The sequence below is a fragment of the Nocardia sp. NBC_00416 genome, from assembly GCF_036032445.1.
Classification (GTDB): Bacteria; Actinomycetota; Actinomycetes; order Mycobacteriales; family Mycobacteriaceae; genus Nocardia.
In genome coordinates this window covers 6,534,112-6,559,982 of sequence record NZ_CP107932.1, presented here as the reverse complement: position 1 = coordinate 6,559,982, position 25,871 = coordinate 6,534,112, and the positions used below count along the sequence as shown (strand labels likewise).

Sequence of the window (25,871 nt, the reverse complement as noted above, 5' to 3'; positions counted from 1 at the left end):
ACAGCCGGCCACCGTGAACCGGGGCCGGCTTCCGGTCGAATTTGTTTGTAGCCGAACGCATTAACCCCTCATCCTTTAATGCGACCAGCGGCAACCGCACCGTTAACCGCGTTGCCCGGATTCCCCCTCCTGGAGATAGCGCCGTTATTGAACGGCACGTTGTACATGGCTATAGTGGGGCCAGGTCACCAGTTCCCTCATCCCTGATGACCGCAACCGCGGCGGCCGGTGGAAACAGCGAGCCACCGGCCGCCGCATCTCATTCAGACCCGCGGCGGCCCTTCGTCCGCGCGTGTCGGCGCCGAGACAACCGGACTACTCACAGTCGATTGTTGCGCCCCAGCGCTGCGCGAAGCACTCGCCGCCGCATCGGTATCCCGCTCCTGATCTCGTTCGGTCGAGTCGACGGGCGGCGGGGCACCCGGCTGGACCGCCACCTCGACGTCCGCACCGCGCGCCGGATCACGATCCCGTCCGGTCGGATCCACGGGCGGCGGGGCATCCCCCGCGGCCACGACCCCGGGCACCGCCGGCTGCGGGCCACCCGGCGATTTGCCCCAGGGGGTGCGCGCCGGTTCGGCATCGGCGGCGGGACGCGCGGTCCACGGATTCGGCCTACCGGACCTCCGGCGGCGCGCGCCGACCGGCCGGCCGGCGCCCGCGGTGTCGGCCGCCTTCCGCCCGGGTGGCCGTCCGGGCGCCGCTTCTCCCGCACCACCCGACCCGGCCGCCGGGCGATTCCACGGATTTGTCTGTGCCCCAACACTTTCGGGTGAACCTTCGCTGATGGTTCCGCCGGGAGAAAGCTCGGCGCCCGAACCTCCCCCCGCTGCGCCGGAGCGAGCAGCACCGCCCGGCCCGGCGGCCGCGTCCACGGCGCGATCCGTAGCGGCGGCGGCACCAGGATCGCCGGGCGCGCGATTCGCGGGACCGACCGCATGCACGGCCCCCTCCGGTTCGGAACGCCTGTCCTGGGCTCCCACGACCGGCGGGCTCTCGCCACGCGTACCGGCGGGTGGCGCCTCGACCGTCCCCGGCATCGAGCCGCCCGGCGACGCTGCCGCCGCACCTGGTCGGTCCGTGGCCGGTGCGGCTCCGCCGGACCCCGCCGCCGGGGCGGCGGATTTCCCAGCCGAACCGGTCGCGGGCGCGGAATCCGGCGACGCCGTGTTCCCGGCTCCGGGTATCCAGTTCCGGGGAGCCGCGACCGATTCCGGGATGCTCGCCGGCCTGTCCCGAACACCCGGCTCACCCGCGGCGAAAGGCCGGGAGTTCGCGAGCGGACCTGTCTTGCCGGACGGTCCAGGAGTGACGGCGTGACGTACAGCCGGATCGGCGACACCGGGCGGCATTCCGATCGGCGTGGTGAAGTCCAGTGCCGCAACACCGTTCGCGAACTTGTCCGCGTGCTTCATGATGTCGTCGGCATGGTCGTCGAGAACCTGCGCGTACCGGCGGACCTCGTCGGGATCGATCAGCAGCGCTTCGTTTCCGCCGCCGTCCACGCCCAGCAGATCAGCGGTCGCGTTGTAGACGACGCCGCTGATCATATCCGACACCGCCTCCTCCAGCGGTTCGATGGCCCGGCCGAGCACTTCGGCCAGGATGTAGGCGACCAGCATTTCTTCCATGGCTCTGACCAGACGTTTCGCCGCCATGGCGAGGGATTGCCCCACTGCGGCGGAGACCCCGGAGGTCGCCACACTGGCACCCATGGCCGCGGTGTAGGCGGCGGCGAGCAGCGCGAGTTCGGTCAGTACCGCCACTTTCACCACGGCGATGACCTCGGCGGCGATTTCGAGAGCTTTGGCCACCCCTTTGCACAATTCGTCGAGCCGTTCCATATGCGACGAACTCAAGGTCGCCCAGGACGCGACCAACGCGCGATACGAACGCCCCTGGTAGACCGAGCCCATATCGTTGATCGCACCGGTCGCCGACTGATGGGTCCCGGAGACCTCGTCGGCGAAAGTGCGCACATGCGAAGCGAGTTCGCGAACCTGGTCCTCGTTGATATCCGGATACGGGATGCCGATGAAATTCAGGAACAGCGCCACGTCATGGGGTATCTCGATTGCCAAGGGCGAAGGTTCCGCTCAAACGACCCGAACTACGACAGCGCTGGACGGCATGGGGGAATAGGTCACCGTCGCACCCGAATAGGGCGCCTCGATCACCATACCGTTGCCGGCAGCGAGTTGAACGTGTTCGGGACCCCGTGAACTGAACGACCCCGCCGGAAACACCAGATCACCCGCCCGCACATCGCGCGGATCGATCCGTTCTCCGGCATAGATCTGGTCGTAGGTGGTGCGGGGCAACACCACCTCCCCGTTCGTGGCCTGGGCGATGGCGTATTGCGTCAGGCCGGAGCAGTCGAAACCGCCGCCGCTGGGGCCGCCGGCTCCACCGCCGCCCCAAATATAGGGCAGGCCCAGGGCGCCGTCCGCGGCCTGAGCCGCCTGTCCCCCCTTCGACTTGTCCCAGTTGCGGCGGGTACCGCGACGGGTCGGCTGATGGACGGCATTGGTGACCTGCTGACCGGACACCATGCGTGGCCGCCGGCGGCGACGCCTTTTCCGGGGCGGAGTCGAGGCTGCTCGGGTGCGCTCGGCGAGCGCCACCGGCGGCATGATCTGAGCCGCTTGTCTACGTGCCGCGTCGATATCGGCGTTCACCTGCCTGGTCGCGTTCGTGATGGTCTGCTGGGCAGAGTCGAGTAGTGCGGGGCCGCTGAACCGGGTGTCGCCGATAGCCGTGATGGCCTGTATCCGCGCCTGCAGATCGGATATCTGACTGTTGAGCACACCGCGCCCGTTGAGCGTTCCGGTACCTGATTCCGAAACCGTCTTGCCCACCACCCCGTCCCGCCCGTGCTGAGTGTCGATCACCGTCCGCTGCAACCCCAATGCGTCGCCGTAGCCACGAGCGCCCCCGCCGGAGAGTCTGCTCAGATCCGCCGCCATGGCCTGTGCCAGCGAGGCCGAGGCGCGTTCGGACGGCTGCCCGGCCCCGTACAGGCCGAGCAGCTCGTGTAACACACCGTGCACATCGTCGGTCAGTGCCGGCATGCGATCAGCTCACCATCGCTCATCGCACCGACTTACCTCTCTGCCCCAGCACCCCGGGCAATTTCTCGGCAATTACGCCCCTGTTATCTGTTCGACTATGCGACAACACGCGGAATAACGACGCCCATCGTATTCCCATCCTTAGGAAGGCAACACAATGAAAGTGACATCACGGGAGGCGACGACAGCGGATGGATACAGCGACAGCGGACGCAGATCTCAGTACCCCCGAAACGGGGCCGGACGGCACAACGATCGCGGACGGCACCCGCCCTCCCGGTGCGCGACCCGGCGATCCACGCCCACTTCCCCCGGCTCCTGGCACGGACCCGAATCGCCCACTCCCCCCGGCTCCCGGCGCGGACCCGAATCAGCCCACCACGCTGATGAGCGAGAAGCGCACCCCAGGTCCCGAATCCGGTCCCGGCGCGCCGGGAAGCGCGGGTGACGCGGGTGGCGGGATGCAGATCCGCGGCGGTACCGGCCCGACGAAGCCCTACTACGAGATAAAGCTGGTTCGGCTGCCCAAGCACCCCACGGTCAACGCCTTCATCGGGGATGCGGAAGTGGCGATGCAGAAATCGGTGAACGTGCTCGGATTCGGGCGCTCGGATCCGCCGCCGGCGCCGATGAACGGCAAGACCCCGGACAAAGTCCAGGCCGCCACTCTCCAAGGGTCGGGAAAGGGCTTGGACCTCTATAAACAGCAGGTGTCCTCGGCCGGCACCCGGCAAGACTCCATGGTCGATATGGATACGCAGGTGGACGGCACCTCGCGGATGGTCGCTGCCGAGCAAGCCCAGACTTTGTTCACCATTCAGCACATCGAAGCCGAACTGAACACCGCGCTGTCGTCGGTCAGTGCGAAGAAACTCACGCATGCCGAAGAAGCGACGGTCATGGACCATATCGCCGCCGCGGTGAAGAAGGTGCACGACACGGTCCAGGCTGCGCAGGACGTGAACGTCGGTGCGGCCGGCGGTGACTCCGGAAGCGGCGGTTCGTCCGGCGGCGGCACGTCGGCAGGCGCCGCCGGCGGCGCCGCTGGGGGCGCCGACGGCGGCCTCGGATCCATGCTGCCGATGCTCGCCATGCTGCCCATGGCACTGCTGCCCATGCTCGGCCAGCTCCCGGAACTCCTCGGACAGAAAGACGACAAAGACGAGGAGGACAAGGAGGACGGCGAAGCGCCGCCGAGCGAGCCGGCCCCCTCACCCGGTCCCGCCCCCACCGACCCCACCGCGTCGGCGCCCGGGGGCGCGACAGCCCCGCCGGGCGATACTCCGCCGCAGAATCCGGCGCCCGGCACCCCGCAGGGCGAAATCCCCTACGGCCCGACATCTCCCAGCAAACAGGTGTAACCGCCGACCGACGCGCCACACAGCGGCAAATCGACGCTGCTGAAAGTCGTCGCCGGTCTCCCCGATCCGAGCCGGGGCAGCGTCGAACTCGCTGTCCGGGCGCGGGAGAATCAGCGGGCCCGGACGAGGCCGTGATGGTGACCGGCCTGTCCGGCGCGCGCGGATCCGCTGTGCGGCGAGAATCGGCAGTGATACGTTGCGCGGCGCCGTCGCATCTGATGCACCGGTGACATCGACGGACTCCCCAGAACAACAGGCCCGCGACGTTACTGATCCTGGTGTGCGGGGCTGAGGGTTCGGGATTTCGCTCAGCGCGGCCACCGGTGCCGCCGCACTCCTCGCCGCGGCTCCCTCGTCGGCAATGCCGACCTGGCGCTGGGCATATTCACGAACACCGCCGCGCTGTCGCGAATTCTCTTCTGATCCACCGAAACAGCCCCTCGAACAGCGGTAATCCTGGCCCGGTCGGCCCGCGAACCGTCCACTCGGTACGGCCCTGCCGCCGGTCCGGGCAGCAGGGCCGACGACGAATCAGGAGGTTTCGCGGCGCTCCGGCGGTGGCGTGATCGACGGGGCGACTACACCGGGCGGCGGCCCGGCACCGATATCCGGAGCACTGACAGCGCCAGCGGGAGGACTGACAGCACCCGGGGCCGCCGAATCCGGGCTTGCACCCTCTTGTTCGGCGGGGGCGGAGACTCCGGCCGAAGCACCGGCGGGCCGTTCCACCCGCTCGTCGGTTCCCGTGGAAACCGCTTCCGGGGCCGCCACGAACGACGGGTGCTCCAGCACCTGGCTGTGCGCGTAGACGGCGTCGCGCAGGACCTGACGGTCCTGCTCCTCGTCCAGTAGCGCCACCAACTCGTTGGCGCGCCGCTCCCACACCATGGCGCGCACCGCGTTCACCTCGTCGTCCACACGAATGGCGCCGAGATCCACCCGGCCCACATCGACCCGTTGCGAGATCATCGCCGCGGCCAGCAGATCATCGGCGTCGCGCAGTTCGTCCCACCAGGATCTGGGAACATCCTCGCCGGCCTCGATCCGGGCCAGGATGCGGTCGCGGATACCGCGCGCGCCGACTGTGTCGAAGTGGCCCGGAACCGAGCGGCCGACCTGAGCGTGGGCGTCGAGCGCGAGTTCCACACAGCGGGCGCGCACCTGGGCGTCCGGAACCGCCGAGACCGACTCCAGAGCGGACGCCGAACCGGTGAGACCGAGGCGATCGGTGGTGTCGGGAGTGAGCACCCGCAGGTCCAGGTCGTCACTCGGCCCGATGAGGCCCTGCATGGCGACCTCCCGGAGCCGACCCTGCAAGCCGGGATCGATCGGCCCGGACGAGGCGAGCGCGGAGAGCACCGCATTGGCCTTCGCGCCCCATGCCTTTCCGAATTCGACCAGAACCCGGGCCGGGTCGGCGACGCCTTCCCATGGCGCGGCGGCTGCACCGTCGGCGCCGAGCAGCTCGTCCCACAGCCACGGCGTGGAGACCTGGCGTGGCAGGAACAGCCCGGCGGGCATCCAGCCGCGGCCCTCGTTGGACGTGATGAAGATGCCGGCGCCGGCGGGACCGCGCAGCACCGCGACCGCCCAGGTCATGCCGACCGCCGAATCAGTGGCGGCCAAGACGGCCCCGAGCAGTGTCTTGGCGATGACCAGGTCGTCGTTCACCGCGTCGCCGACGATGTAGGCGGGCTCGGCTTCCTTGTCCTTCGCGGAATCGACCGCCGAGTTGAACGGGGTCGGCGCGACGATCGGGACCGGAGTTCCGTCCGGCGAGTTGGCTCCGCTCGGCGGTGTGGTGCCGCTGCGGTCATCGTGCCCGGAGCCGGTCGGCGCGCTGACCACGGGACCGCCCGGATGTACCGCGTCGCCGGATACGGTGGGGCCGCTGCCGGGTCCGGCGCTGATCGGCGACGCGGGCGCACCGGCAGCCTGCTGACCGGCCGGCACGGCACCGGGTGCGGCGGTGGCGCCGTTCGGCGTCGCCCCGTTCTGTCCGGGCGCGGCGCCGTTGGCTGCGGCGGAATCCGGGGCGGCCGCCGCAGGCGCCGCCGGGCCCGCGGGCGGCGCCGCACCCGCCGGGGGACCCTCGACATCCATCGACCGATCCCTGGGGCCGCCGATCGCGCCCGGGACGGCGCCGAGACCGTCCTGGGGCGCCGAGACCGGACCGCGCATGCCGGGATCGGGCTGAGCGAACCCGGACGGGTCGCGGGAAATTCCGTCCACCGAGCCGACAGCGGACGCGCCCTCGGCATCTGTCCGCTCGTAGTCGTCGGCGGAGTCACGCAGCGATTTCGCGGTCATTTCGTGCTCGCGGGCAAGCGCCTCGCCCGCGCGTAGCCGAGCGTCGTAATAGCGTTCGAGCGCCTCTTTAACCGGATTGGCGATTTTGCCGTAGGTGGGTTCGAAGTTGGCGAGCCAGTCCACCGGCGGTTGCGCCCACTCTCGGGTTTCCGCCGCTACCTGGTCGTGTTGAAGTGCCAGCTGGCGCAGTACCGCAGGGTCGATGTCCAACCATTCCGGCATGCTTGATCAATCCTTTCCCACCAGCGACTGTTCCCATTGTCGATTCTTCCCAATCCTGGGGAGGATTAATGGTCGGCGAGAGCGGGATCACCGAGCCGGGCCGGTACTGATCGTCGCGCGCCGCGGAGCGGGCGCGGCAGCCGGGGGCGGCACGAACAGTGGATGCGCGAGGACCTGCGTATGCGCGTACACCGCGTCGCGCAGTGTCTGCCGCGATTTCTCCTCGGCGAGCAGCAGCACCAACTCGTTGCAGCGACGATGGAAAGTGAGCGTGCGCAGCACCGACAATTCCGAGCCCGGTTCGAGATCAGCCGCATCGGAACGCAGTTCGCCGAGCCCGATCCGACTGGTCTCGGCGCGGTGCCCGAGCGCGGTCGCGGCGATCAGATCGTCGGCGTCCTGGATCTCTTCCCACCAGCTGTCGGCGAAATCTCGGCCGTCCCGTAGGGCACGCAGGATCCGGAGCCTGATCTCGGGAGCGCCCATCGCGTCCACGGCGGGCAGCTCGGCCCGTTCGACCCGGGTGTGCGCGTCCACCGCCAACTCCAGGCAGCGCAGCGCGATCGCGTTGTCCGCGACCTTGGCCGCGCGGTCGAGCAACCGGGGCGCGGCAGTGATCCCCAGACGATCCAGGGTGCCCGGGGCAGGCGCCCGCAGATCCATGGTGTCCGACGGCGGGACCGACCCCGCGAGCGAAACAGCGCCGAGTTGGCGCCCCAGCACCGGATCGATCGGCTGCGACGAGGCCAGTGCCGAGAGTTTCGCGCCCGACTTCGCGCCCCAGGCTATCGCGAACTCCACCAGGATCCGGGCCGGATCCGCGATACCCTCCCAGCCCGACCCTTCGGCTACGGCCCACAACCAGGGCAGCGACACCTCGCTGGGCAGATGCAACCGGGCGGGCAACCAACCGCGCCCCTCGTTCGATGTGACGAAGGCGCTCACCCCGCTCGGGTGGCGCAGCACAGCCACCGCCCAGTCCACACCGACCACCCAGGAATCGGTGGCCGCCCGGATACCGCCCAGCAGTGTGCGGGCCAGCACCAGATCCCCGTCGACCCGTTCGCCGACCACGAACGTCGGGGCGGACGCCGAGATCATGGCCGCGCCGACGGCGGTCTGTACGAGTTCGCCGGCGCCACTGTGCTTCCCCGCGCCCGAGTCGCCGTCGGGCAGCGGCACCGGCGCCTTGCCGACTGCCGCGCTCACACCCGGCGCGGAACCGGGCGTCAGGGCTTTGCCGGTCGCACCCGGAGCACGATGTGCGTCGACCGGGCCCATGACACCCCTAGTGGCCTGCGCGGACGATATAGCGCCCGGGCCCGACGCCGCGGCGGCCGGCGTACTGCTCACCGACGCGCCTCCAGCACTCGCGCTGCTCACCGCCGGGGCCGCGGTAGCTCCCGGAGCGGGGTTCATCGCGGCTGGAAGCAGGGGCGGCACGGCGGGAGCGGCCGACCCGGTGTCGGAGTCCGTCGCGGAGTGCGCGCCGTTCCCCCGCGTCACATTCCAGTTCTCCAGGGGATCGTCGCCACTGTGCGCGGACAGGTCGCGGTCGGGGCCCGCGGACACGTCCGAGCCATCGGGAAGCTCTGTCTCGTCGGCGGTACGCCCTGCTCGCGGCGCACCGGCGGGCTCGTCGACCGCCGCGGTATCGATGCCGGCGCCGCCGTCACCACCGCCGCTCCCGGCCTCGGGCGCGGCCGGGTCGGAACGCCCGCCCGGCGATGCGAAGCCGGGAGTGCCGTGTCCGGGCACCGCCGGAGCGTGCCCCGGGTTCGGATCCGTGGGCGCGAGCGGCGCACCGGGCATCTCCCCCCTGCCCACCGGCACATCGATATTCGTACCCGGCGGCAGCATCGATCCGGACGGGCCCGGTGTGGGATGCAGGAGATCGTCGAGTAGATCGATCAGAATCTGCCCGAGAATCGGGTCGGGCCGCATCGGCTTGTCGAATCCCTTGGCCCATGGACCTGCCTCGTAGCCCCGACCCCCGCGGCCGGGCCGCTTGTCGCCGGGTCGATGGTGATCACCGAGCGGTTTCCGGTGCGGCGTGCCCGGCACCCGCCCGCCGGTGCGCCACGGGCCGGGTTGCCCCAGCGCCAACGCGATATCGTCGAGCCTGGGCAGGCCCTGGGGGCCGAGGGACGTGAGCGCGGCGGCGACGATGTCGACCACGTCCCCGCGCGCGTCGTCGAGGATCTTCTCGGTGGCCCGGCGGTCCGCCGCGGCCTCGGCCTCGTCGTCCTCCACACCGTCGTCGTTGTTGTCGCCGCTGGTGGCCTCCTCGATCCGGTCGGTCGCGTCCCGCACCACATCGAGGATCTGGTTCCTGGTCCGCCGCACCAGGTCACCGAAAGCGCCGAAGGTATCCGCGGCGGCCACCAGGGCCTTCGCGAAGGCTCGCGGATTCTCCTCCAGCGCGACCAGCGCCGTCCGGATCTGGGCCAGCCCCACCGATTCCTGAACCACCTCGTCGAACGCTCTGCGCGCCTGTTCGACATCGGCCAGATTCAACGCTTCGGCACCGTCGCGTGCCGCCGTCTCCAGATCGTGCCAGGCCGCGGGCGGTATCTGCGGCCAGTCCTTGCCGACGATCCGGTCCCAGTGCGGGCTCGCTTGTTCGGGCGCCATCGGGTCGGGTCAGACCGCGACCGACCGCACGGCCTCGGCACCGTCCACATCGGTGTTGCCCAGCACCGTCGTACCGTAACTGGTGGCCTGCACCGTGATATCGGACTGCTCGGTGACCGCGGAAGCCGCGGCCGCGAAGGTGTCCCGAATCCAATCCAGCTTGCCTGTCATGTTCCGGTCCAGCGGCGAATCGGGCTTCCTTTCCAGTGCCATCGAATCGACGGTCGTACCGACGTTCTCGTTCATCACCGCGAGCGCCCCGTGGACGTCACCGACAGTTGCGGTCACCTCGTCGAGGGAGTGAATTTTCACCATGGTCGTGTCCTGCCTTTCCGGTGTTCCCGCCGCCTCGGCCCCGTCATGCGGGCCGGAGTCCGAACGCTTCGTCCTCCATGGCCTGATAGGCGGCCTCGGTCGGCAGACCGAACGAGTCGATAGTGTAGGAGCGGGCCCCGTTGGCCTCCATTTCGCGCCGCAGCCCGAGTCGTGATTTCGCATGCGCGAGCCGGGCCAGTTTGAGGATCTCCGCGCCCAGCCAGGCGTCGCCGTTCTCCCGGGCGTCATCGGTGATGTGCAGACCCACTATCTCACCGTCGCGGTCGCAGGCCACCCCGGCCGTGTGATCGGGATTGAACACCTCGTGCACCTGGGGCGGGCCCACGGATTTCGTGGTCACCGGCCCGTCGAAATCGTCCGGGCTGTCGTCGTCGTAGTCGAATTCGTCGCTCATCGCTGTCTCCTGAAGTTCTATAGGGCGTTCGCGGCCAAAGCATCCGACAACGCCGACCACGGCGCGTCGCCGATGGTCAGCACCAGCCGCAGCGGCCAGACACGCGCGCCCAGATACATCTCACCCGTGCCGTCATCGATCAGGTCGAGGTAGTCGGAGCTCTCCACATCCGAGTTCATCGATACGGTTGTCACCGGGGGATTTCCGTCGTCCACGCTGACGATCGAACCGCCGCCGCCGGGGATGAAACTCTTACGGCAGCGCGGGCTGTTCCCGATCGCGACGTTCGGGTTGTTGGTGGTGACGGTGATCTCGGGGTTCAGCAGCAGCTGGCTCACCCAGGACCGGGCGGCCAGTTCGGGACGGTCGCCGTTGATCCCGATCACCAGCGACCCGGCGAGGTCCACCACGAGCACCTGATCACTCCCGGTGACCCCGACGATCACGAGTCGATTGGGCCCGCCCGTCGGCGCCGGAAGATCGTCCGCGGCGAGCGTGCTCGAATCGGCCCCGATACCGCCGTTGGCGGCGGGATATTTGGTGACTATCCCGGTCGCCACATCGACGGCGAACGCCACCGCCGGGTTGGGCGAGCCCGTGCCGAGTGTGGCCAGCCGGGCCAACCCCTCCTCGTGCAGCCAGCCGATGGCGTCGGCGGCCGATACCGAATCGTCGGCCGAATCCGCGTCGAGGGTCTCCGGACCGCTCATCGCACCACCTCGCCGACACCGGCCGGCTCACGCCCTTCGGCCTCGCTGTCGGTATCGGAATCGGCCTCCGCGTTCTCGGTGATCACGGTCTCCATGATCCCCTGGTACTGCCGGGCGGCGTCCTGGGTGCTCTCCCGGATCGCGGCCATGATCTCGGCGACCAGCTCCGGACTCGTGAACCGGTCGGTAGTGCCGGGCGCCAGATACAGACTCGTGAGTCGCCCCATCGCGTCCACCTCCGGGATCACCGTGCCGGAGGGTGAGGGCCGCCGGGCGCGGACATCGTCGATGCGCTCGCGCATATCGGCGATGCGATGCCGCAGTTGGCGGGCGGCGTCGAGCGCGGCCTGCACATCGGGATGGATGGTCATGCACTACCTCCGGAGCGGGTCGGGGCCTGATTGGCCGGCGCCGGGGTCGGTTGCGTGACCGTGGGCGCGATGGTGGGCCGTTCCCCGATGACGGGTTCGGTATGCGGAGTGTCGTCGACGTACATCAGCCGGTCGGGATGCCAGGCGACGACCCGGTTGCGATCGCCGCCACCGCCGCCACCGCCCCCGGCGCCGCCCATACCCGGCGCCATGGGCATGTACGGCATCCCCGATGTGGCACCGCGGCCTGCTGTTCCGGCGGTACCGCCCGCCGTGGCTTCGCCAACCGGCACTCGGGGCGCGGCGCCCACACTGCCGCCGGTGTTCGCCGCGGTCAACGGCATAGACGTCGATGCCGACAGGGTCTGCACCTGAGACGGGCTGGGAATCCCGCCGCCGCTGGGCATGGACGGCGATCCGCCGCCCGGGCTGCCGAAGGAAGGGACCGAATAATCCTGGAGACCGTAGTCGTCGTAGTAATCGTCGAAAGAATCGTCGGAGATGTCCTCGGTCGGGGACAGACCGTTGCCGCCGAGCTGCATCATGCTCATCAGCATGGGCAGCATCTGCGAGAGCATATCGCCCGAACCACCGGATTCGGCGGCCCCGGTCTGCGATGCCGCTCCCGTACTCTGCGACGAATCCGCGATACTCGTACCGGTTTCGGTGGCGTAGGAACCGGCGGCTTCGCCCGAGCGCACATTCAACTCGTTGTATTCCGCGGTCGCGGCGGCCAGCGCTGCCTGGTTCTTCGATCGAGCCGCCGCCAGCATCTTCTTCCGGGACGCCAGGATCTCCTCCGGGGTCGGATGTTTCGCCTTCACCCGGGCGAACGCGTTGCCATAGGAATCGGCGCCCTGCGCCAACTTCTCCATCGCGTCCCCCAAATGGTCCATCCAGCCGCGATAGGTCGCGAATCGCTGGGCGACCTCCGAGCCCACCGGGCTCCAATTCTGCAGGATCGAACCCGCCTGATCCATATCACCGGCAGCCTGGGTCCGGGAACTGGCGTTGAACAGCCGGATCGAATCGGCGAACCGGTGGGCAGGTTCGGGGCCGGGGCCGCTCTGCAGCTGCCGCGCGAAGGTCAGCGGATCACCGGTGGTGACGGGCATATTGCCGAGCCCCGGCGGTACCCGCCGGTAGCCCACCTGCTCCATAGCGGGTACCGGATTGTCCACCAGTTCCCCGCCCGACCCGTTGATCAGTTTCGCGCCGTCGTCGTCCACGGCCGCGTATTCGGCCGCCGCCTGGCCGATACGGTGGGCGTCGTGCTGGATCTTGTTCAGCACTCCGACGGTCGCGTTGAACAGCGCGGCGGCCTGGGAGTTCAACTGCGGGACCGCCTGGGCGGAAATCGGATCCGCCCCGGCGGGCAGCACCCATTCACGCGGCATGGCCGCGCCCGTGACGCGCGCCAGGTCCGCGGACCGCCCGGCCACCGACACCAGCTCACCGAGATCGACATTCAGCGGCATGCCTCACTCCTCTCCACCGTTCACCCTCGCATCCGCTAGGCCGGAACCATCGCCGGTACGTCGACGCCCTGGTCCGCCGAGACACCGGCGTTGCTGTCCTGCCCCTTGTCCCCGCCGGCCTCGACGCCCTTCGGATGTTTGAAGCCCGCGAAATCGCCGAACTGGCCGTCGGCGTCGGCCAGCTCCGGCGCGTACTGCTGCAATTCGCCGTTCACCAAGGCTTCCAGGGTCCCACTCTCGCCTTCGCCGAAGGCGACCAGCAGCGCGGTCCGGTACTGCGGTTCGCCGCTCGACCCGGTGTCCGGTTTGTCCTGCGGCTTCTGATCACCCTCGGCGGAGCCACCCGCGCTGACGCCGACCGCGGCCTGAGCTTGTTTCGGCTCCGGAGCCTGCGCCCCGTCCTTCGGCTTCGCCCGCGTCCAGGTGGCGACATCGCCGGTGGCGAGCTGGAACGGGTCGACCGCCGGCCCGATATCCTTCGGATCGGTCCAGGCGCCGGCGGTGCCCTGGTAGGCGGCCTGAGCGTCGGTGCCGCTCTTGTTCGCGAATGCCTTGTCCAGCGCCTGCGCCACCGCGAGCGGCACCCGCTGGGTCCGGCCGTCCGGGAACGGGTACGGCACCAGGCCGTCGGCCCCGGCCACCCGGTTGGGCAGTCCCGCGCCGGACTGGGTCGAGGTGGCGCCGGAAGGAGCGCCGGTCTGGTTGTGCGCGGGTTGCGCCGGCGTCGCCGGGGTCGCGGCCGCCGCGGCCTGGTTGGACCACGGTGTCGTCGGCGCGGGCTGCGTCTGCGGCATGGTCGGCGCGAGGGCCCGGTCGTAGCGCGCGGGGTCGATATCGTTCACCCGGCCCGCCAGATCGCTGTCCTGCATATTCCGCATGGCCGCCTGCTGCATCATCATCGGGAGCATCGAGCTCATCAGGCTGCCGAGCTGGCTGCCCATTCCCCCCATCGCGCCCGTCCCCCCGAGTTGAGACGCGCCCGGATTGTAGGCCGCGGGAATGGTGCTCGCCGAGTCGCTCGGGTTCTGCAACGAGTCCTTGGCCGGATCTTGGATTTGGTCGAGGGAATCCCGCAGACCCGAGGTCGCCGGGTCGACTGCGCCGGTATCGCCGGTGGTGAGATCTTGCAGCCACGAGGGGAGATTCTCGCCGATCCGCGAAGAGTCGGGCATCAGGCTCGGGTCGTTCAGGCCGTTCGCGAAACTGTCGACCGAACTGTCCAGATCCTGTGCGGCCTTCTTGTCGGCCTCGGCGGCGGCAGCGTCGATGTCCTTGGCTGCCGAATCATTGGCCAATACAGCATCGTTCAGGTTTTGGGCCGATTCACCGAGTGCCTGAGCGAGGAAAGTGAGGAAATTCGTCTCGGATGCATCGGGAATGCCCAACATCGCCTCGTTCACGCCGGCTATGAGACCCGCGTTTTTCTCCTTGAGGATCTTCTGGATCTCGGGGACCGTCGTTTCGGACATCGCGGCGACAAGGTCCTGTTGATCGCCCAGTTCCTTCGCCGAAGTCTCGAACCCCGACCTGGCCTCCTTGTACGCAGCGCCGGCGACCCCTACCCCCAGCCCGCTGCTCTCGGGCAACGTCGGAATCTTCGGCAACGTCAGTGGTGTCTTCAAATCCGGATCACCGGACATCACATCGGTGTCGACCAGTGTCTGGGCGAAGGAATCACCTTCCGACCCGTACCAGTCGACCAAGGTGGGGTGCAGATCCCGCGGCCGCAGCAGGAACCCCATTGTCGCGCCGTCCGTCGGCACTGCCTCGTCCATGACGAACGGGGGCTGCCACATCACCCCCTCCGCGGTGGCGGGAGCCAGCCCGTCCCACGACAGCGGTGTCTGCGGCTCGCCCTCCGGCTGAGCCCCATCCCCTTGCCCCCCTTGCGCCCGGTTCTTGTACGAGAAGTACCCGAGCGGGAACAACGCCGCACCCATCCCGGTCAGGCCGGATCGGGCCCAATTGTGCCCTAGATCCGCCTTCCAGCCGTCGGCGCCGAACTGCTTGTTGGCTCGCTGCCACCATTTGTCCTTATTCTTGGCTTTTGCCAGATCCCCTTTCGCGGCTTTGGCTTTGATCTGGGCCTTATTCTTGGCCTTTTGGGCTTTATTAACCGCATCTTTAGCATCTTTGAGCGTATCTTTGGCTGTGTCTCTTGCATCCCTTCTTTTAACCAATTGCTTTGTACCTACAGAATTCTTGAAGCGCTTATTTGCTTTGTCGAGACCCCTTTTTGCGGTATCTCGGGCGGCCTCGTTTCTTTGGAGGGCCTGTTTTTTACTGGCATAATTCAGCTTCGGCTTCTTCGCATTCATCAGATTCGTCGACGAACGGCCCGCGAGCTTGCTCACCGATCTCTGCGCAACGGCGCCCACACCGTGAAAAACGGCACCGCCCGCAGCCCCGACGACAGTGCCTGTCGCGAGGTCGGTCCACCCGTCCCCGTCGATCGCGGCCGCCGCGAAGCCACCGGCCGCACCGCCGAGCACGGCCCCTCCGAATCCCGGCACAACACGACTGACGCCCACTCCGATGACAGCATCGACGGCAAATCCGGCCCAACTCATGGATCCTCCTCCTATGCGGGTACGGTCGCGGACTGTTCGGTGGACAGCTCGGCGGGAGCGGCCGACGGCGCGGTCGCCGCCTTCTCGATTCCCGGCGGATGGAAGAATCCGGTGAATCCTCCGAATTCTCCAGCGCCGTCACGCATTTCGGCCAGCGAGGTCACCGCCTGCAGCGCGCCGTCGACCACCGCTTCGAGCTGCCCGTCAGCGGCCTCGTCGAATACGACCAGCACGGCATTCCGTGCCTCCCAGACGCCGATATCACCGGTCATCAACTGGTACGGATCGACCCGCGCACCGATTCGCTTCGCCTCGGTCCAGGCGGCCGGGGTCCCTTCATAAGCCTTTCGCGCATCGGTGTTCGCGGCATTGCCGAATGCCGCGTCCAGCACCCGCGCGACGACGGCCGACACCTCTTGCGTCCGGCCGTCGGGGAAGGTGTACACCATATTGCCCTCCGGAGTCTTGGCCGCCGCCGCGGTGGCGGGCGGCGGTGGCGCGGTCGGCTTGACCGGCGGGGCGACCGCCTTGGCGGGAGCCGGGGCCTGGCCGGCCGATTGGGCGGGGGGCGGCGCGCCCGTAGTCGCGGTCCCGGGCGCCACTGCCGCCACCGTGCCGCTGTCCTGCCGGTCTTCCTCCCGCTCCCGACGGTTCCGGCGCTTGTCCTCGCCCCGTCCGGTATTGCGGCCGTTCATCATCATGGCCTGCATGAGCTGCGGCAGCATCATCGATTCCAGGCCCGAGCCCATCCCGGAGCCGCCGATCGCCGGGGTGGTGAGGGCAGGAGTGTTCACCGTTCCGGGATCGAGACCCGCCGGCGTCGACCCGCCGGTGTCCACACCCCCGCCTCCCCCGGTCGAGTCGAGTCCGGAACCGGAACCGGTATCGGCGGTCGAAGAGTCCTTGCCGGTCAGGTCCAGCGCCGGCGGCGCCTGCGTTTCCAGGCCCGAGCCGGGCTGGGAATCGTCGGCCGTCGGCGTCCTCGGTGTTCCCGACCCGAAGGTGGGATCCTCGTCGTCCGAGCCGGGCTCGGTGGTTTTATCGCCCGTCCCTTTTTCTTTCTCTTTTTCCTCGCCGGTCGGCGCCTGCGCCCCCTGCTCGTCGGTCTGCGCGGCGAGTTCCTGGAAGGCTTGACCGTAGGCGGTGATGATTCCCTCGGCGACCGCCATCGCGGACTCGACGAGGACCATGGCGTACGCGTCTTCGTTCCCTCCACCGCCCAGCACGGCGGGGTCGAAAGCCAAGGCCGGAACACCGGTGACCTCACTCGGCTTTTCCTTGTACGTGTCCAACTGTTCTTTGATCCGCTCGAGATCGCGCGGGTCGGCTTCGGCGAACTCCTTCAGGGCGTCGATGGAGCCGTCGAATTCGGCCAGGCCCGCATCACACAGATCACCGGACTTCTCCACCGCGTTCACCACCAGACCGGACAGCGACCGAATTCGGCTGTACTGCTCGCGCAATGCGGCGACACGCTCGGTATAGCTGGGAATCCCGGCGGCTTCCTCGCCCGAGATATCACTGACGTCCAATTCCTCCGGCAGCACATCTTCCGCGGACTCTTTCCCGAAACTCTCCCGGAGACCCTGGTACAGGGGCGGCAATGTTTTGTAATTCTGCTGCATGGGCGTGGTGAACTCGAGACCGTGGGGCATCTGGTTCGGGTCGGGCATATAGACGTGCTGCATATCCTCGGGCCAATCCGAGATCTCTTCGCTGATATCGATCACCGGTATCGAGGGGTAGCCGATGACGTTCCTGCGGAACGAGTCCTGTAGACCACTACCCATAGCCGGGCCGGCCGCCGAACTCAACAGACCGAAATAGGCCCTGCCGGGCTTCAGATGCGCGCCACCGATCTGCCGTGGGAGCCAGCCCATCTTCGCCTTGTTCAGAGCGAGTTTTTCGGCTTCCTTGGCGGCCTTTCCGCCCGCCGCCCTGGCCGCGGTGGTAGCGATCCGTGCCTCCGCTATCGACCCGCCCGCGCGGACCATGCCTCGCACCCCCCAACCACCGACACCGCCGCCGATACCACCCAATGCGCCGAAGCCGATTCCCATCGCGATGTTCTCGCCCTGGACCCCGGCGGCGATACCGCCGGCCACCGCGCCGGCCACCGCGGCGCCGATCGGACCGCCCACCGCGAAACCCGCGACGCTGACCGCGCCGACCAGGATATCGTCGCCGTACTCGCCGAAGAAGTCGCCTACGCCGCCCCAGAACCCCACGGCCTCACCTACCTGGGACTACAGGAGCCGGATTTTGCACGCCGCGCGTCCCGCAAGCGGCCATACCCCGGCGGACACGAGGCACCGGGCACGGGCAGCCGACCATGCGCGTGACTCCTTCCTGACCCCACCCATTGTGTTGGATTCCCAGTAGGGGGAAGCGCTGACCTGGCCGAACAGGTCATTATCGAAGTCCCCGGTCGTAGACTGACGTGCACGAACACCACTGCCCCCCAAGGTCACCCGAGGGCCGGACAGCGCCGCAGGAGGAAACAGTCGATGAACCTGCGTTATCCGCGAGGCGAAACGACGGTAGACGCCCCGGCCCGGTCCCGCGTACTCGCGGGACCGCTCGGCCGCGATTCCGCCGCCCCACAGCCGAACCGGCGCCTCGAGTGTTCGGCGGTGACCGCTGTATGACCACTGCCACCCCGCTGTCGGAAGGCACTCGACCCGCCACGCGACGGACACGCGATTTCGACGCGCTGCGCTATTACCCGGACACCCTGATAGCCCGGAGCAAGGCCTGGCTCGACCGCAATCCCTGGCGTCGCCGGCTGTTGTGGTCCGTCGTGATCGTCTTGGTCCTGGTCGTGTTCCCCGGGGTGCTGGGCGCGGTGGCCACCGCGCAGACCAGTAGCGGCGTCTCCCAGATCGACGGTCTGAGCTGGATGAACGTGCGTGACTCCAATGGTGTTCCACTGTCGAGCTACGTTTTCTCCACCGACAAGGGCGGAATATTCAATCCCGGCAACACCGTGCTGTGGACGCTGATCAGCCTCGAATTCGTCGGCTATATGGCCATCGTGACCACGGCCATCTGGATCATCGGCTTCGCCTTCAGTTTCGTCTGGCTCGATATGTTCGGCAATGCGCTCACCGGTGTCGCCGACGCGTTGGTCCGCCAGGTCGCCACCCCGATGGTGCTGATCACCGCCTCGACCATCGGCGCGTTCTTCGTAGCGTGGTTCATCGCGCGAGGATTCCCGAGCAAAGCGGTCATGCAGGTGATCACCATGCTGGGCGTGGCGGTTCTCGGTCCGATCTTTCTCGCCGAACCGCTCTCCGATGTGCTGTCCTCGGACGGATTGCTCACTCAGGGGCGCGATGTCGGAATCGCCGTAGCGGCGGGCCTCACCGGCGACAACAACCCGAACCCGACCCAACTGGTCACCGTGATGCAGCACGACCTGTCCGATAACTTCGCCCGGAAACCCGTGCAGGTCTGGAACTTCGGCCAGATCGTCGACAACTATCCGGCCTGCGAGTCCGCGTGGACTTCCGGGGTATTGGCCGGCAACGACGGCAATATCCGCGAGGGGATGCGCGACTGCGGCAACGGCGCCGCCTACGCCAAAGCCTCCACGCCCACCATGGGGCAGGTCGGCACCGGCCTGATCCTCCTGGTCTGCGCCACCCTGCTGCTCGCCTTCGCGATCTATCTCGCGCTGAAGGTGATGAAAGCGGCCCTGAACGCCATCTATCACGGGTTCATGACCATCTTGGGCTTCGCCGCCGGAGGTTTCGTCTACGGGCCCACCCAGACCTTCCTGGTGCGCAATATCGTCGACACTTTCGTGGCGGCCGCGCGAATGACCGCGTTCATCGTCTTCCTCGGCATCTATGTGCTGTTCATGGGGAACCTGTTCAACGAAGCACGCGGCCAGGTGATGTCGGTGATCGTCATCGCCTGTGTGGTGGAGATCGTCGCGATCTCGCAGGTCCGGCGACTCAACAGCAGTCTGTCTCGCGGCAACGACTGGATCGCGAACCGCTTCTCGACGGCCATCCAGGGCAACGGTGGCGGCGGCGGTGGCGGCGGCGGTGGCGGTGGCAGAGCGCTGGGGATGGGTCCCGGCGGCGGCGGCGGCGGTGGTGGCGGCGGCGGCGGTCTGAGCGGTCTGGCCACGATCGCCGCTCTCAATACCGTCAACAGCTCACCGATCACCGGTTGGCTCATGGCAGCCACCCCGAACCCGCTGAATCCGCTGGCACGTGGAAAGCGGCGTTCGGATCTGGCCAATATCGCCACTGCCGGATCCCGCGAGGAAACCTACCGCTGGTCCGCGCTCGGACGGGCGAACTGGATGCGCAAAGCACAGGCCCGGTCCGATCCGTACGGCGGCCTGTCCGCGGCGCTCGGCATCGCGAACGCCCTCGACGGTCTCGGCGACAGCCGTGTCCCCGACAGCTACCTGGCCTCCGTGCTGCGAGCCGGCGGAACTCCCGACGAACAGGTCCATCAGGTACTCCGGGCGCAGTCGGCCATGAAGGCGAGTATGTCGACGAACCCCTTCGGCTGGGCGCCACTGCAGAAGGCCATCGCCGCGTCCCGTGCCGTCGAGAACCATCTGCGACCGACCGATACGGTGACGACCCAGCGGGCGTTCGCCGCGCAGGCCGTCGTCGCGGCGGAGAACTTCGCCCGGCATACCAGCGCACCGCCGCCGGGCGGCACGATCGATCACGCTTTCATACACCGTGTCCGGCAGAATTGGGATTCGGATACGGCGCTGCGCACCTCGATCTCGCCGGGCGAATGGAACGACGTCGGGCGCAATACCCGTTGGTCGATCGCCAGCGAAGTGGCGGGGTCGTTCCGGCAAGCGGCCGTGGACTACTACGACAACCCCACGGAGATGACCCGGCGCGAGCTGGCCCGGTGGTCCACACGGGTGGCCAATCTCGATCACCTGGATCCGGCGGCCGGCCTCGACCCCTGGGATTCGTGATCCGCAGGTAGTGGACAACACGATGTGCTGTGGCCGGTCCCGACCGGCCACAGCACATCGGTCACGCGAAGCGGCGTGCCGCGTAACTCTTGGGCAGACTGGTGATCTTCACGTCTTGACCGGTTCTCGGCGCGTGCACGCATTGGCCGTTGCCGACGTACATCATCACGTGCCCCATCTGCCCGTTCTTGTAACTGGTGGCCGGGAAGATCAGATCGCCCGGCTGGATATCGCCGGGACTCACCTTGGGCAGCTGGTTGAACTGGGCGTCGGCGACGCGCGGGATGTTCACACCCGCTTTCTTGGCCGCGTACTGCGTCAGCCCGGAGCAGTCGAAGCTGTTCGGACCCTCCGCGCCCCAGACGTAGGGGTCGCCGATCTGGGCGAGCGCCGTCTTGAGGGCGAACTGTGCTCGCTCCGAGCCGCCTTTGGTCGTCGAGACCGCGTTGTCGAACTTCACGCCGCCGGGCAGTTCCTTGCCCAGGAGGTTGTACAGGTACTGATTGGTCAGCTGGTTGATCGCCGACGCGGTGTCGCCCGCATTGTCGGTCCCGCCCGACACGATCTTGTGCGCCGCCTGCAACGCCGCCGTCAGGATCTTGCGGACCTTCTGCTGTCCCTCTTTCGTATACGCCATCGGCCCGAGCTCGGCCAAGGCCCCGTTCACGCTCTTCAGCAGTTTGCGCACCGCGTCCTGGTCGACCTTGTTCGACCCCGCCAGCCCCGTGATATAGGTGTAGAGCTGCTTGTCCAAGTTGTTGAAAGCGTTGGCCGAGGTGGCCTGATACATACGTTTCGCTTTGATCATCGCGGGCCCGTCGCCCGCGCCGAGAGCCTGTGACCCGCCGATCTTCTCGCGGAGTTCCTTGACCTCGGGGTCTTTCGGCTCCCCCTCGCCGTACATCGCCTCGAGCAGTTTCAGCACCTTCATGGCGCGCTCGGAGTCGGGCGCCATGCCGGCGGCGTCGGCCGCGGCCTCGGGGGCGGCGGCGCCGGACCCGCCCCCGCCCCCACCCAGCAGACCCGACAGGGCCGAACCGATCATCGGCAACAGCGCGGTGCCGGCCATCAGCGCCATGGGCGCCATCTGCTGGAGCATCTCGGGGTCGACGAGAGGTTCGGGCTCGGGCCGGTCTTCCGCGGCGGCGGGCGGCGGGGCAGGCGGAGGTTGGGCGGTGGGCTGCGCAGGCGCGGGTGCGGCGACCGCCCCGGCGGGGGGCGGCGCGGCAGCGGCTACCGGAACAGCTGGGCCGGCGGAGATCGCCGAGCCCGGCGGCGGCGCGGCTGCGGGCGCCGAGGTGAGATTGGAGACGGGACTCGTCGTCGCGTTCGGCGCCCCCTGACCGGTCGGAGATCCCGGCGAGCCCGGAGCAGAACCGTTGTTGCTTCCGCCGCCCCAACGGCGGCGTTCCCCAGGGGTCCACGGTGTCTCGACCGCGGGCGCACCGTCGACCGGGTCCTCACCCTCGCCCTCGGCCATCACCGAATAGGGGCCGACTTCCGCGCTGGTCACGTAACCTCCCCGAGTACCCGCTTGATGTAGACCTCGACACCCTCGGGCATGCTCAGCCGCACGAACTTCCCGCCCTCCGCGGTGACCAACTCGTGGGGCCCCAACGCGATACCGGCCCGCGTCGCGCCGTTGTCGTGGAAATCCCAGAACACCAGGTCACCGGGTGACGCGACGGAAGGGTCCACCTGCAGCCCGCAATATCCCTGCTCCCGGATAGTCATGGGAAGGACCACCGCGGGCACCCGTTTCCTGGGGTCACCGCAATTCCCCTCGGCGACCCACTGGGGAGCCCGGGTCGGCACGCACTGCCCGGTTCCCACTACGGCCGAGGCACTGTAGATCACGTCCCGCAGGTACACCGCCGTATCCGCCGTACCGCCGACGTCGGGATAGCGCTGCGCGATATCGGCTGCACAGGCCACGGCACGACCGGTGTTCGCCTGTCGCAGCGGCGAATCCTGATCCTGGTAGGGCGCCACATTCATGGCCGCCACACACGCCCTGTGACGGCCGGTGGCGTCCGGGGCCGTCGACGCCGCGTAGGGGTTGGCAGTCGGACGAGGCGAGGGCGAGACCGACTCCGGGCTCGGTGTGGCGGTGGTGGTGGCAGGGGTCGCGGTGGGCGTAGTCGTGTCCGTCGGCGATCCGATCGCGATATTGCATTGTCGCTGTAGGTCGGACGAGCCCAGTGAGGTGATCTCCCCGAGTGGCGATAGCACAGCGGATACCAGGCCGCCGCCGCAGCAGCAGCACAGCGCCGCGCACACGAGCAGCACGATCAGTGTTCTGTTCGGCATGACCGGAGTCGATTCACCTGCCGGCCGCGCGCCCTGCTCACCGCACCACCTCCGGCTCCTTGCGTTCGGTCCTGGAGACGGCCGTCGGAGTACTGGTGATCGCTTCTGCCCGGTCGGCCCGGGCGGGACCCAGCACCTTGCCCCGCCCGATCCGGCTCAGCGCGTCCCGCATGAACATCTCGCCGCGCCGCTCCTCGGGGACCTGCCGGCCCGCGCCCACCGGCGGTGAGGTCTCCTCACGCAGTGCTTGCAACAGGAACGGCGCCTCCTCGAGATCCACGCCGAGCCATTCCAGACTGTTCCGGGCCAGGGTCTCGTCCCGCTGGCGGAACACGAAGCGGTTCGGAATCAGATTGTGCGCCGCGCCCTGGAAGTCGGTGGCCGGATCATGGGAGGCCAACCCGATCGCCGCGAGGTGTTTACGTCCGTCGCGGCTGAAGTCCGAAGTCACCGCGGAACCGACCTGCGTCTGCGTGAAATGGTGCGCCTCGTCGCCCACGAGCAGCCCGAAGCGACCGTTATCGGAGAGGAACGCCTCCCGCGCCGTCACCCCGACCAGTTCGTACAGCGCGGTGCCGAGCCGCTTGGTCAAGGGCAGCCTGTTGTACAGGTGCGGGGTGGTGAGCTCTTCGGCGGTCGGCAGCGCCAGCCGGTGGCTGCGGACCACCGTGGCCGCGGCGTCCAGCCGGATCGGCTTCAGGTTCGGGTCGAAGAGCACCGGAACTCGCTCCACGATGGTGCCCAGCCGGGCGGCGAGATCCGAGTACTCCTCCATCGACCCGGGTTCGTCGCGCAACCGGCAGACCACCCGGTACAGGTCCAGCAGACTGGTGATCCCGTGTTGGGCGATCCCCCGCGGCGACAGGAGGTTGCTGATGACCGCGCCGGTTCCCGACGTGGGCGACAGATCCAGTAGCGGCAGCACGGAGTCCAGGGCACGTTCCCCGGCGACGCGGGGGTCGAACAGGCGCAGCGGGTCCAGGGATACCGAGGGATCGGCGAGATCGATGATCACCGCGTCGTCGATGGCCGAAGCGAAATGCTCCCATTCCCCGACCTGACTGCGGTCGATGGCCAGGAACTGCCCGCCCATATCGTGCACGAGCACAGCCATGAGTTTCAGGAAATACGATTTACCCGAACCCAGTTCGCCGGTCACCGCGAACGAGGCGGACAGATCGTGCAGCGCCGCTTCCATGATCCCGAAATGGATCGGCTCGAAATGGCCCGACAGCAGGTTGATGCCGATGACCGGACCACTGTCGTCACCGATCTGGCTGGTGGTGAACGGCACGAATCCGGCCCACATATCGGAAGGCACGATATGGGCGAAATCGTCGAACGCGCGACGCGGCGGACTGCCCGGCACCAGCAGCGACCACAGATCCACCTGCGCGCCGATCGGTGTGGCCATCTCCACCTGGAAGCGTTTGTACCGGCGGCGCAGGGTGTTCACCGCGTCCATGGTCTCGTCCCGCGAGGGGCCGCCGACGGCGATCACCGTGGTGAAGGAGACCTCCGCTTCGCCGCCGTTCACCTCGAAATGCTGGTTGTACTCGCCCAGCATCTGCGCCTTGGACATGAGCGTGTTCTGCGCGAACGAGATCTCTTGATCACGCTGGTCCATCTGTTCGCCGAGCCGCCGCAGGTTCACCTCGTTGGCTTTGAGCACCTGATCGGCGGGTTTGGTGGAGATCCGCATTCCCCAGTCGACGGACACGTCGCCGAGGCTGTCGATCACGCTCAGGAATTCGCTGCCGCCGGGAAACATCATGCCCGCGTACGGGAACGAGCGCGGGGTGAGCATCGCCTGGTACGAGGGCCGGTAACCGGTGTCGGGCTGCACGACCTTGATCACCGGGACGAACGAGGGACGCAGTTTGCGTTGCGCGTCGGCGCGCGCGCCTTCGTCCAGGGCGGCCGATTTGAACACCGCCGCCGTCGCGTCGTCCAGGGCGCCGGCGCGGGTGGGCGCCACCGGGTCGCCGACCGCTCCACGCGCCAGATAGTGCTCCCACAGCCACTGGAACATGGCGGCCGGTACCGGCACCGGATCGAAATCACCGCCGATGCGGGACAGGATCTGGTTCGCTTCTTCCTCGTAGGCGTCGAGTTCGGCGCGTGAGATGGCCGTGGCGTCGATGGTGGTGGTGCTGCCCCGCCACATCCGCGAGAGTGCCGAGATCCCGCCGGTGTTGGCGGTGCCCACCGGTATCGAGAGCAGGAAGATACGGGTCTGCGGCGAGATGGCGCGCACCCGTTCGTAGGAGGCGAAGACCTCGTCGGCGTAATCGCCGCATTCGTCGAGGTCGACGCCCTCGACCATCTTGCTCAGCACATCGATCGTGTTCTGCCGGGCCTGGATCCCCAGCAGCAGCGAGCCGTTGGGCAGATTGTTGATCAGGGAATGGTGCGCGAGCTTGACGTCGAACTTGTCGCTCGCTTTCCGCAGGCCGTAGCCGAGCGGCGTGATGAAATACGTCGCGGTCACCAGTCCGGTGTGGGTGAACTGCAGATGCCCGCGAATCGCGGCCGTCGGCTGTAGATCCCGGTTGAACCCCATCAGCGTCCCTCTCCGCTCTTCGACCGACTCCCGTTGCCGTTGGCCATCGCCCGCCAACCCGACGACGGAGTAGCGGGTTCCACTGCCTCCACCGGCCGCAGGAATCGGTTCGTGCCCAACAGTTCGAGCAGTTGACCACCACGTCCCTGCGCCCGGTCGCCGCGCCCTTTTCCGGACTCGGTGGCGAGCGGTTCGTGCGGCAGGATCGCCACCACCGTCTCCTCGACGAACATGGTGACCCTGGCCGACTCCGGCGTAACCGGCATACCGGAGGCGAGTGCCGGTTTCGGACGGAAGATCAACCGCCCGAACCACACCACCCGGGAGAACAGTCGCACCCCGGTGTAAGGGATCAGGCCGAGCCCGAATCCGATCAGCACGGTCAGCGCCAACCCGACCAGGAAGGTGACCGCCGGGTTCATCGGCAAGGTCATCGCGCCGGCGCCGGTGATGATCAAACCCACCGCGACCCCCGCCACCTGAGGCAAGGTGTAGGGCCCGAACGGCAACTTCTGGCCGTTCTGGGCCTTGCCGATCATGGTGGGGACGCGTTTGACCGGCGTGAAGACCTTGATCACCTG

Annotated in this window: 17 protein-coding genes; 2 read left to right on the top strand and 15 right to left on the bottom strand. The window is 68.1% G+C overall.

The genetic code is table 11. The features are described from left to right. Nucleotides 1–263 precede the first annotated feature (263 nt). Both OG804_RS28505 and OG804_RS28500 read right to left on the bottom strand, forming a co-directional pair. Entirely contained in the window at nt 264–2,081 is a 1,818-nt protein-coding gene (locus OG804_RS28505) for a WXG100-like domain-containing protein (protein ID WP_328391717.1), read from the bottom strand. A gap of 15 nt (nt 2,082–2,096) precedes the next feature. Continuing rightward, nucleotides 2,097–3,071, bottom strand: a complete 975-nt coding sequence (locus tag OG804_RS28500; RefSeq protein ID WP_328391715.1) for a C40 family peptidase — start codon at nt 3,069–3,071, stop codon at nt 2,097–2,099. A gap of 386 nt (nt 3,072–3,457) precedes the next feature. Between OG804_RS28500 and OG804_RS28495 the strand changes: the two genes are divergently transcribed. Continuing rightward, the gene (locus tag OG804_RS28495; RefSeq protein WP_328391713.1) at nt 3,458–4,432 is read left to right on the top strand and encodes a hypothetical protein; all 975 of its coding nucleotides are present in this window, start codon (nt 3,458–3,460) and stop codon (nt 4,430–4,432) included. A gap of 531 nt (nt 4,433–4,963) precedes the next feature. On the opposite strand, the gene OG804_RS28490 is transcribed toward OG804_RS28495, so the two are convergent. The 9 genes from OG804_RS28490 to OG804_RS28450 form a co-directional block, all read right to left on the bottom strand. Next, nucleotides 4,964–6,964: a type VII secretion target gene (locus OG804_RS28490; RefSeq protein WP_328391711.1), complete on the bottom strand. Its 2,001-nt coding sequence runs from the start codon at nt 6,962–6,964 to the stop codon at nt 4,964–4,966. Between the two features lie 87 nt (nt 6,965–7,051). Next, nucleotides 7,052–9,598 carry a hypothetical protein gene (locus OG804_RS28485; protein ID WP_328391709.1) on the bottom strand — a complete coding sequence of 849 codons (2,547 nt, stop codon included), beginning with the start codon at nt 9,596–9,598 and terminating at the stop codon, nt 7,052–7,054. 9 nt (nt 9,599–9,607) lie between these two features. Further along, entirely contained in the window at nt 9,608–9,913 is a 306-nt protein-coding gene (locus tag OG804_RS28480) for a hypothetical protein (protein WP_328391707.1), read from the bottom strand. A gap of 43 nt (nt 9,914–9,956) precedes the next feature. Then, a complete protein-coding gene (locus tag OG804_RS28475; RefSeq protein WP_328391705.1) occupies nt 9,957–10,328 on the bottom strand; it encodes a hypothetical protein in 372 nt (123 codons plus the stop codon). A gap of 17 nt (nt 10,329–10,345) precedes the next feature. Further along, complete coding sequence (locus OG804_RS28470) at nt 10,346–11,038, bottom strand: hypothetical protein (RefSeq protein WP_328391703.1); 693 nt, start codon at nt 11,036–11,038, stop codon at nt 10,346–10,348. Continuing rightward, a complete protein-coding gene (locus OG804_RS28465) occupies nt 11,035–11,409 on the bottom strand; it encodes a YbaB/EbfC family nucleoid-associated protein (RefSeq protein WP_328391701.1) in 375 nt (124 codons plus the stop codon). The genes OG804_RS28470 and OG804_RS28465 overlap by 4 nt, the downstream gene beginning before the upstream one ends. Further along, nucleotides 11,406–12,887, bottom strand: a complete 1,482-nt coding sequence (locus OG804_RS28460) for a PPE domain-containing protein (RefSeq protein WP_328391699.1) — start codon at nt 12,885–12,887, stop codon at nt 11,406–11,408. The genes OG804_RS28465 and OG804_RS28460 overlap by 4 nt, the downstream gene beginning before the upstream one ends. Nucleotides 12,888–12,922: 35 nt before the next feature. After that, nucleotides 12,923–15,379 (bottom strand): hypothetical protein, encoded by a 2,457-nt coding sequence (locus OG804_RS28455; protein WP_328391697.1) that lies wholly within the window; start codon nt 15,377–15,379, stop codon nt 12,923–12,925. Between the two features lie 89 nt (nt 15,380–15,468). Then, nucleotides 15,469–17,685 carry a hypothetical protein gene (locus OG804_RS28450; RefSeq protein WP_328391695.1) on the bottom strand — a complete coding sequence of 739 codons (2,217 nt, stop codon included), beginning with the start codon at nt 17,683–17,685 and terminating at the stop codon, nt 15,469–15,471. A 416-nt stretch (nt 17,686–18,101) separates the two neighbouring features. Here OG804_RS28450 and OG804_RS28445 point away from each other — a divergent pair, with 416 nt between their 5' ends. Next, nucleotides 18,102–20,417, top strand: a complete 2,316-nt coding sequence (locus tag OG804_RS28445; protein WP_328391693.1) for a hypothetical protein — start codon at nt 18,102–18,104, stop codon at nt 20,415–20,417. A 61-nt stretch (nt 20,418–20,478) separates the two neighbouring features. Here OG804_RS28445 and OG804_RS28440 read toward each other — a convergent pair whose 3' ends face one another. From OG804_RS28440 to OG804_RS28425, 4 genes are read right to left on the bottom strand one after another with little or no spacing between them, the layout of a single operon-like run. Further along, nucleotides 20,479–21,930, bottom strand: a complete 1,452-nt coding sequence (locus OG804_RS28440; RefSeq protein ID WP_328391691.1) for a C40 family peptidase — start codon at nt 21,928–21,930, stop codon at nt 20,479–20,481. After that, entirely contained in the window at nt 21,927–22,727 is an 801-nt protein-coding gene (locus OG804_RS28435) for a hypothetical protein (RefSeq protein ID WP_328391689.1), read from the bottom strand. The genes OG804_RS28440 and OG804_RS28435 overlap by 4 nt, the downstream gene beginning before the upstream one ends. Before the next feature lie 37 nt (nt 22,728–22,764). Then, complete coding sequence (locus OG804_RS28430; RefSeq protein WP_328391687.1) at nt 22,765–25,290, bottom strand: ATP-binding protein; 2,526 nt, start codon at nt 25,288–25,290, stop codon at nt 22,765–22,767. Then, nucleotides 25,290–25,868, bottom strand: a complete 579-nt coding sequence (locus tag OG804_RS28425; protein ID WP_328391685.1) for a hypothetical protein — start codon at nt 25,866–25,868, stop codon at nt 25,290–25,292. Before OG804_RS28425 ends, OG804_RS28430 begins: the two co-directional genes overlap by 1 nt. Nucleotides 25,869–25,871: the final 3 nt, after the last annotated feature.

Excerpts from the sequence above, each read along its gene's own strand:
- OG804_RS28465 (WP_328391701.1), bottom strand. The coding sequence starts at position 11,409 with ATGACCATCCATCCCGATGTGCAGGCCGCGCTCGACGCCGCCCGCCAA.
- OG804_RS28435 (WP_328391689.1), bottom strand. The coding sequence starts at position 22,727 with ATGCCGAACAGAACACTGATCGTGCTGCTCGTGTGCGCGGCGCTGTGC.
- OG804_RS28445 (WP_328391693.1), top strand. The coding sequence starts at position 18,102 with ATGACCACTGCCACCCCGCTGTCGGAAGGCACTCGACCCGCCACGCGA.
- OG804_RS28490 (WP_328391711.1), bottom strand. The coding sequence starts at position 6,964 with ATGCCGGAATGGTTGGACATCGACCCTGCGGTACTGCGCCAGCTGGCA.
- OG804_RS28470 (WP_328391703.1), bottom strand. The coding sequence starts at position 11,038 with ATGAGCGGTCCGGAGACCCTCGACGCGGATTCGGCCGACGATTCGGTA.
- OG804_RS28475 (WP_328391705.1), bottom strand. The coding sequence starts at position 10,328 with ATGAGCGACGAATTCGACTACGACGACGACAGCCCGGACGATTTCGAC.
- OG804_RS28480 (WP_328391707.1), bottom strand. The coding sequence starts at position 9,913 with ATGGTGAAAATTCACTCCCTCGACGAGGTGACCGCAACTGTCGGTGAC.
- OG804_RS28495 (WP_328391713.1), top strand. The coding sequence starts at position 3,458 with ATGAGCGAGAAGCGCACCCCAGGTCCCGAATCCGGTCCCGGCGCGCCG.
- OG804_RS28460 (WP_328391699.1), bottom strand. The coding sequence starts at position 12,887 with ATGCCGCTGAATGTCGATCTCGGTGAGCTGGTGTCGGTGGCCGGGCGG.
- OG804_RS28485 (WP_328391709.1), bottom strand. The coding sequence starts at position 9,598 with ATGGCGCCCGAACAAGCGAGCCCGCACTGGGACCGGATCGTCGGCAAG.
- OG804_RS28430 (WP_328391687.1), bottom strand. The coding sequence starts at position 25,290 with ATGGGGTTCAACCGGGATCTACAGCCGACGGCCGCGATTCGCGGGCAT.
- OG804_RS28500 (WP_328391715.1), bottom strand. The coding sequence starts at position 3,071 with ATGCCGGCACTGACCGACGATGTGCACGGTGTGTTACACGAGCTGCTC.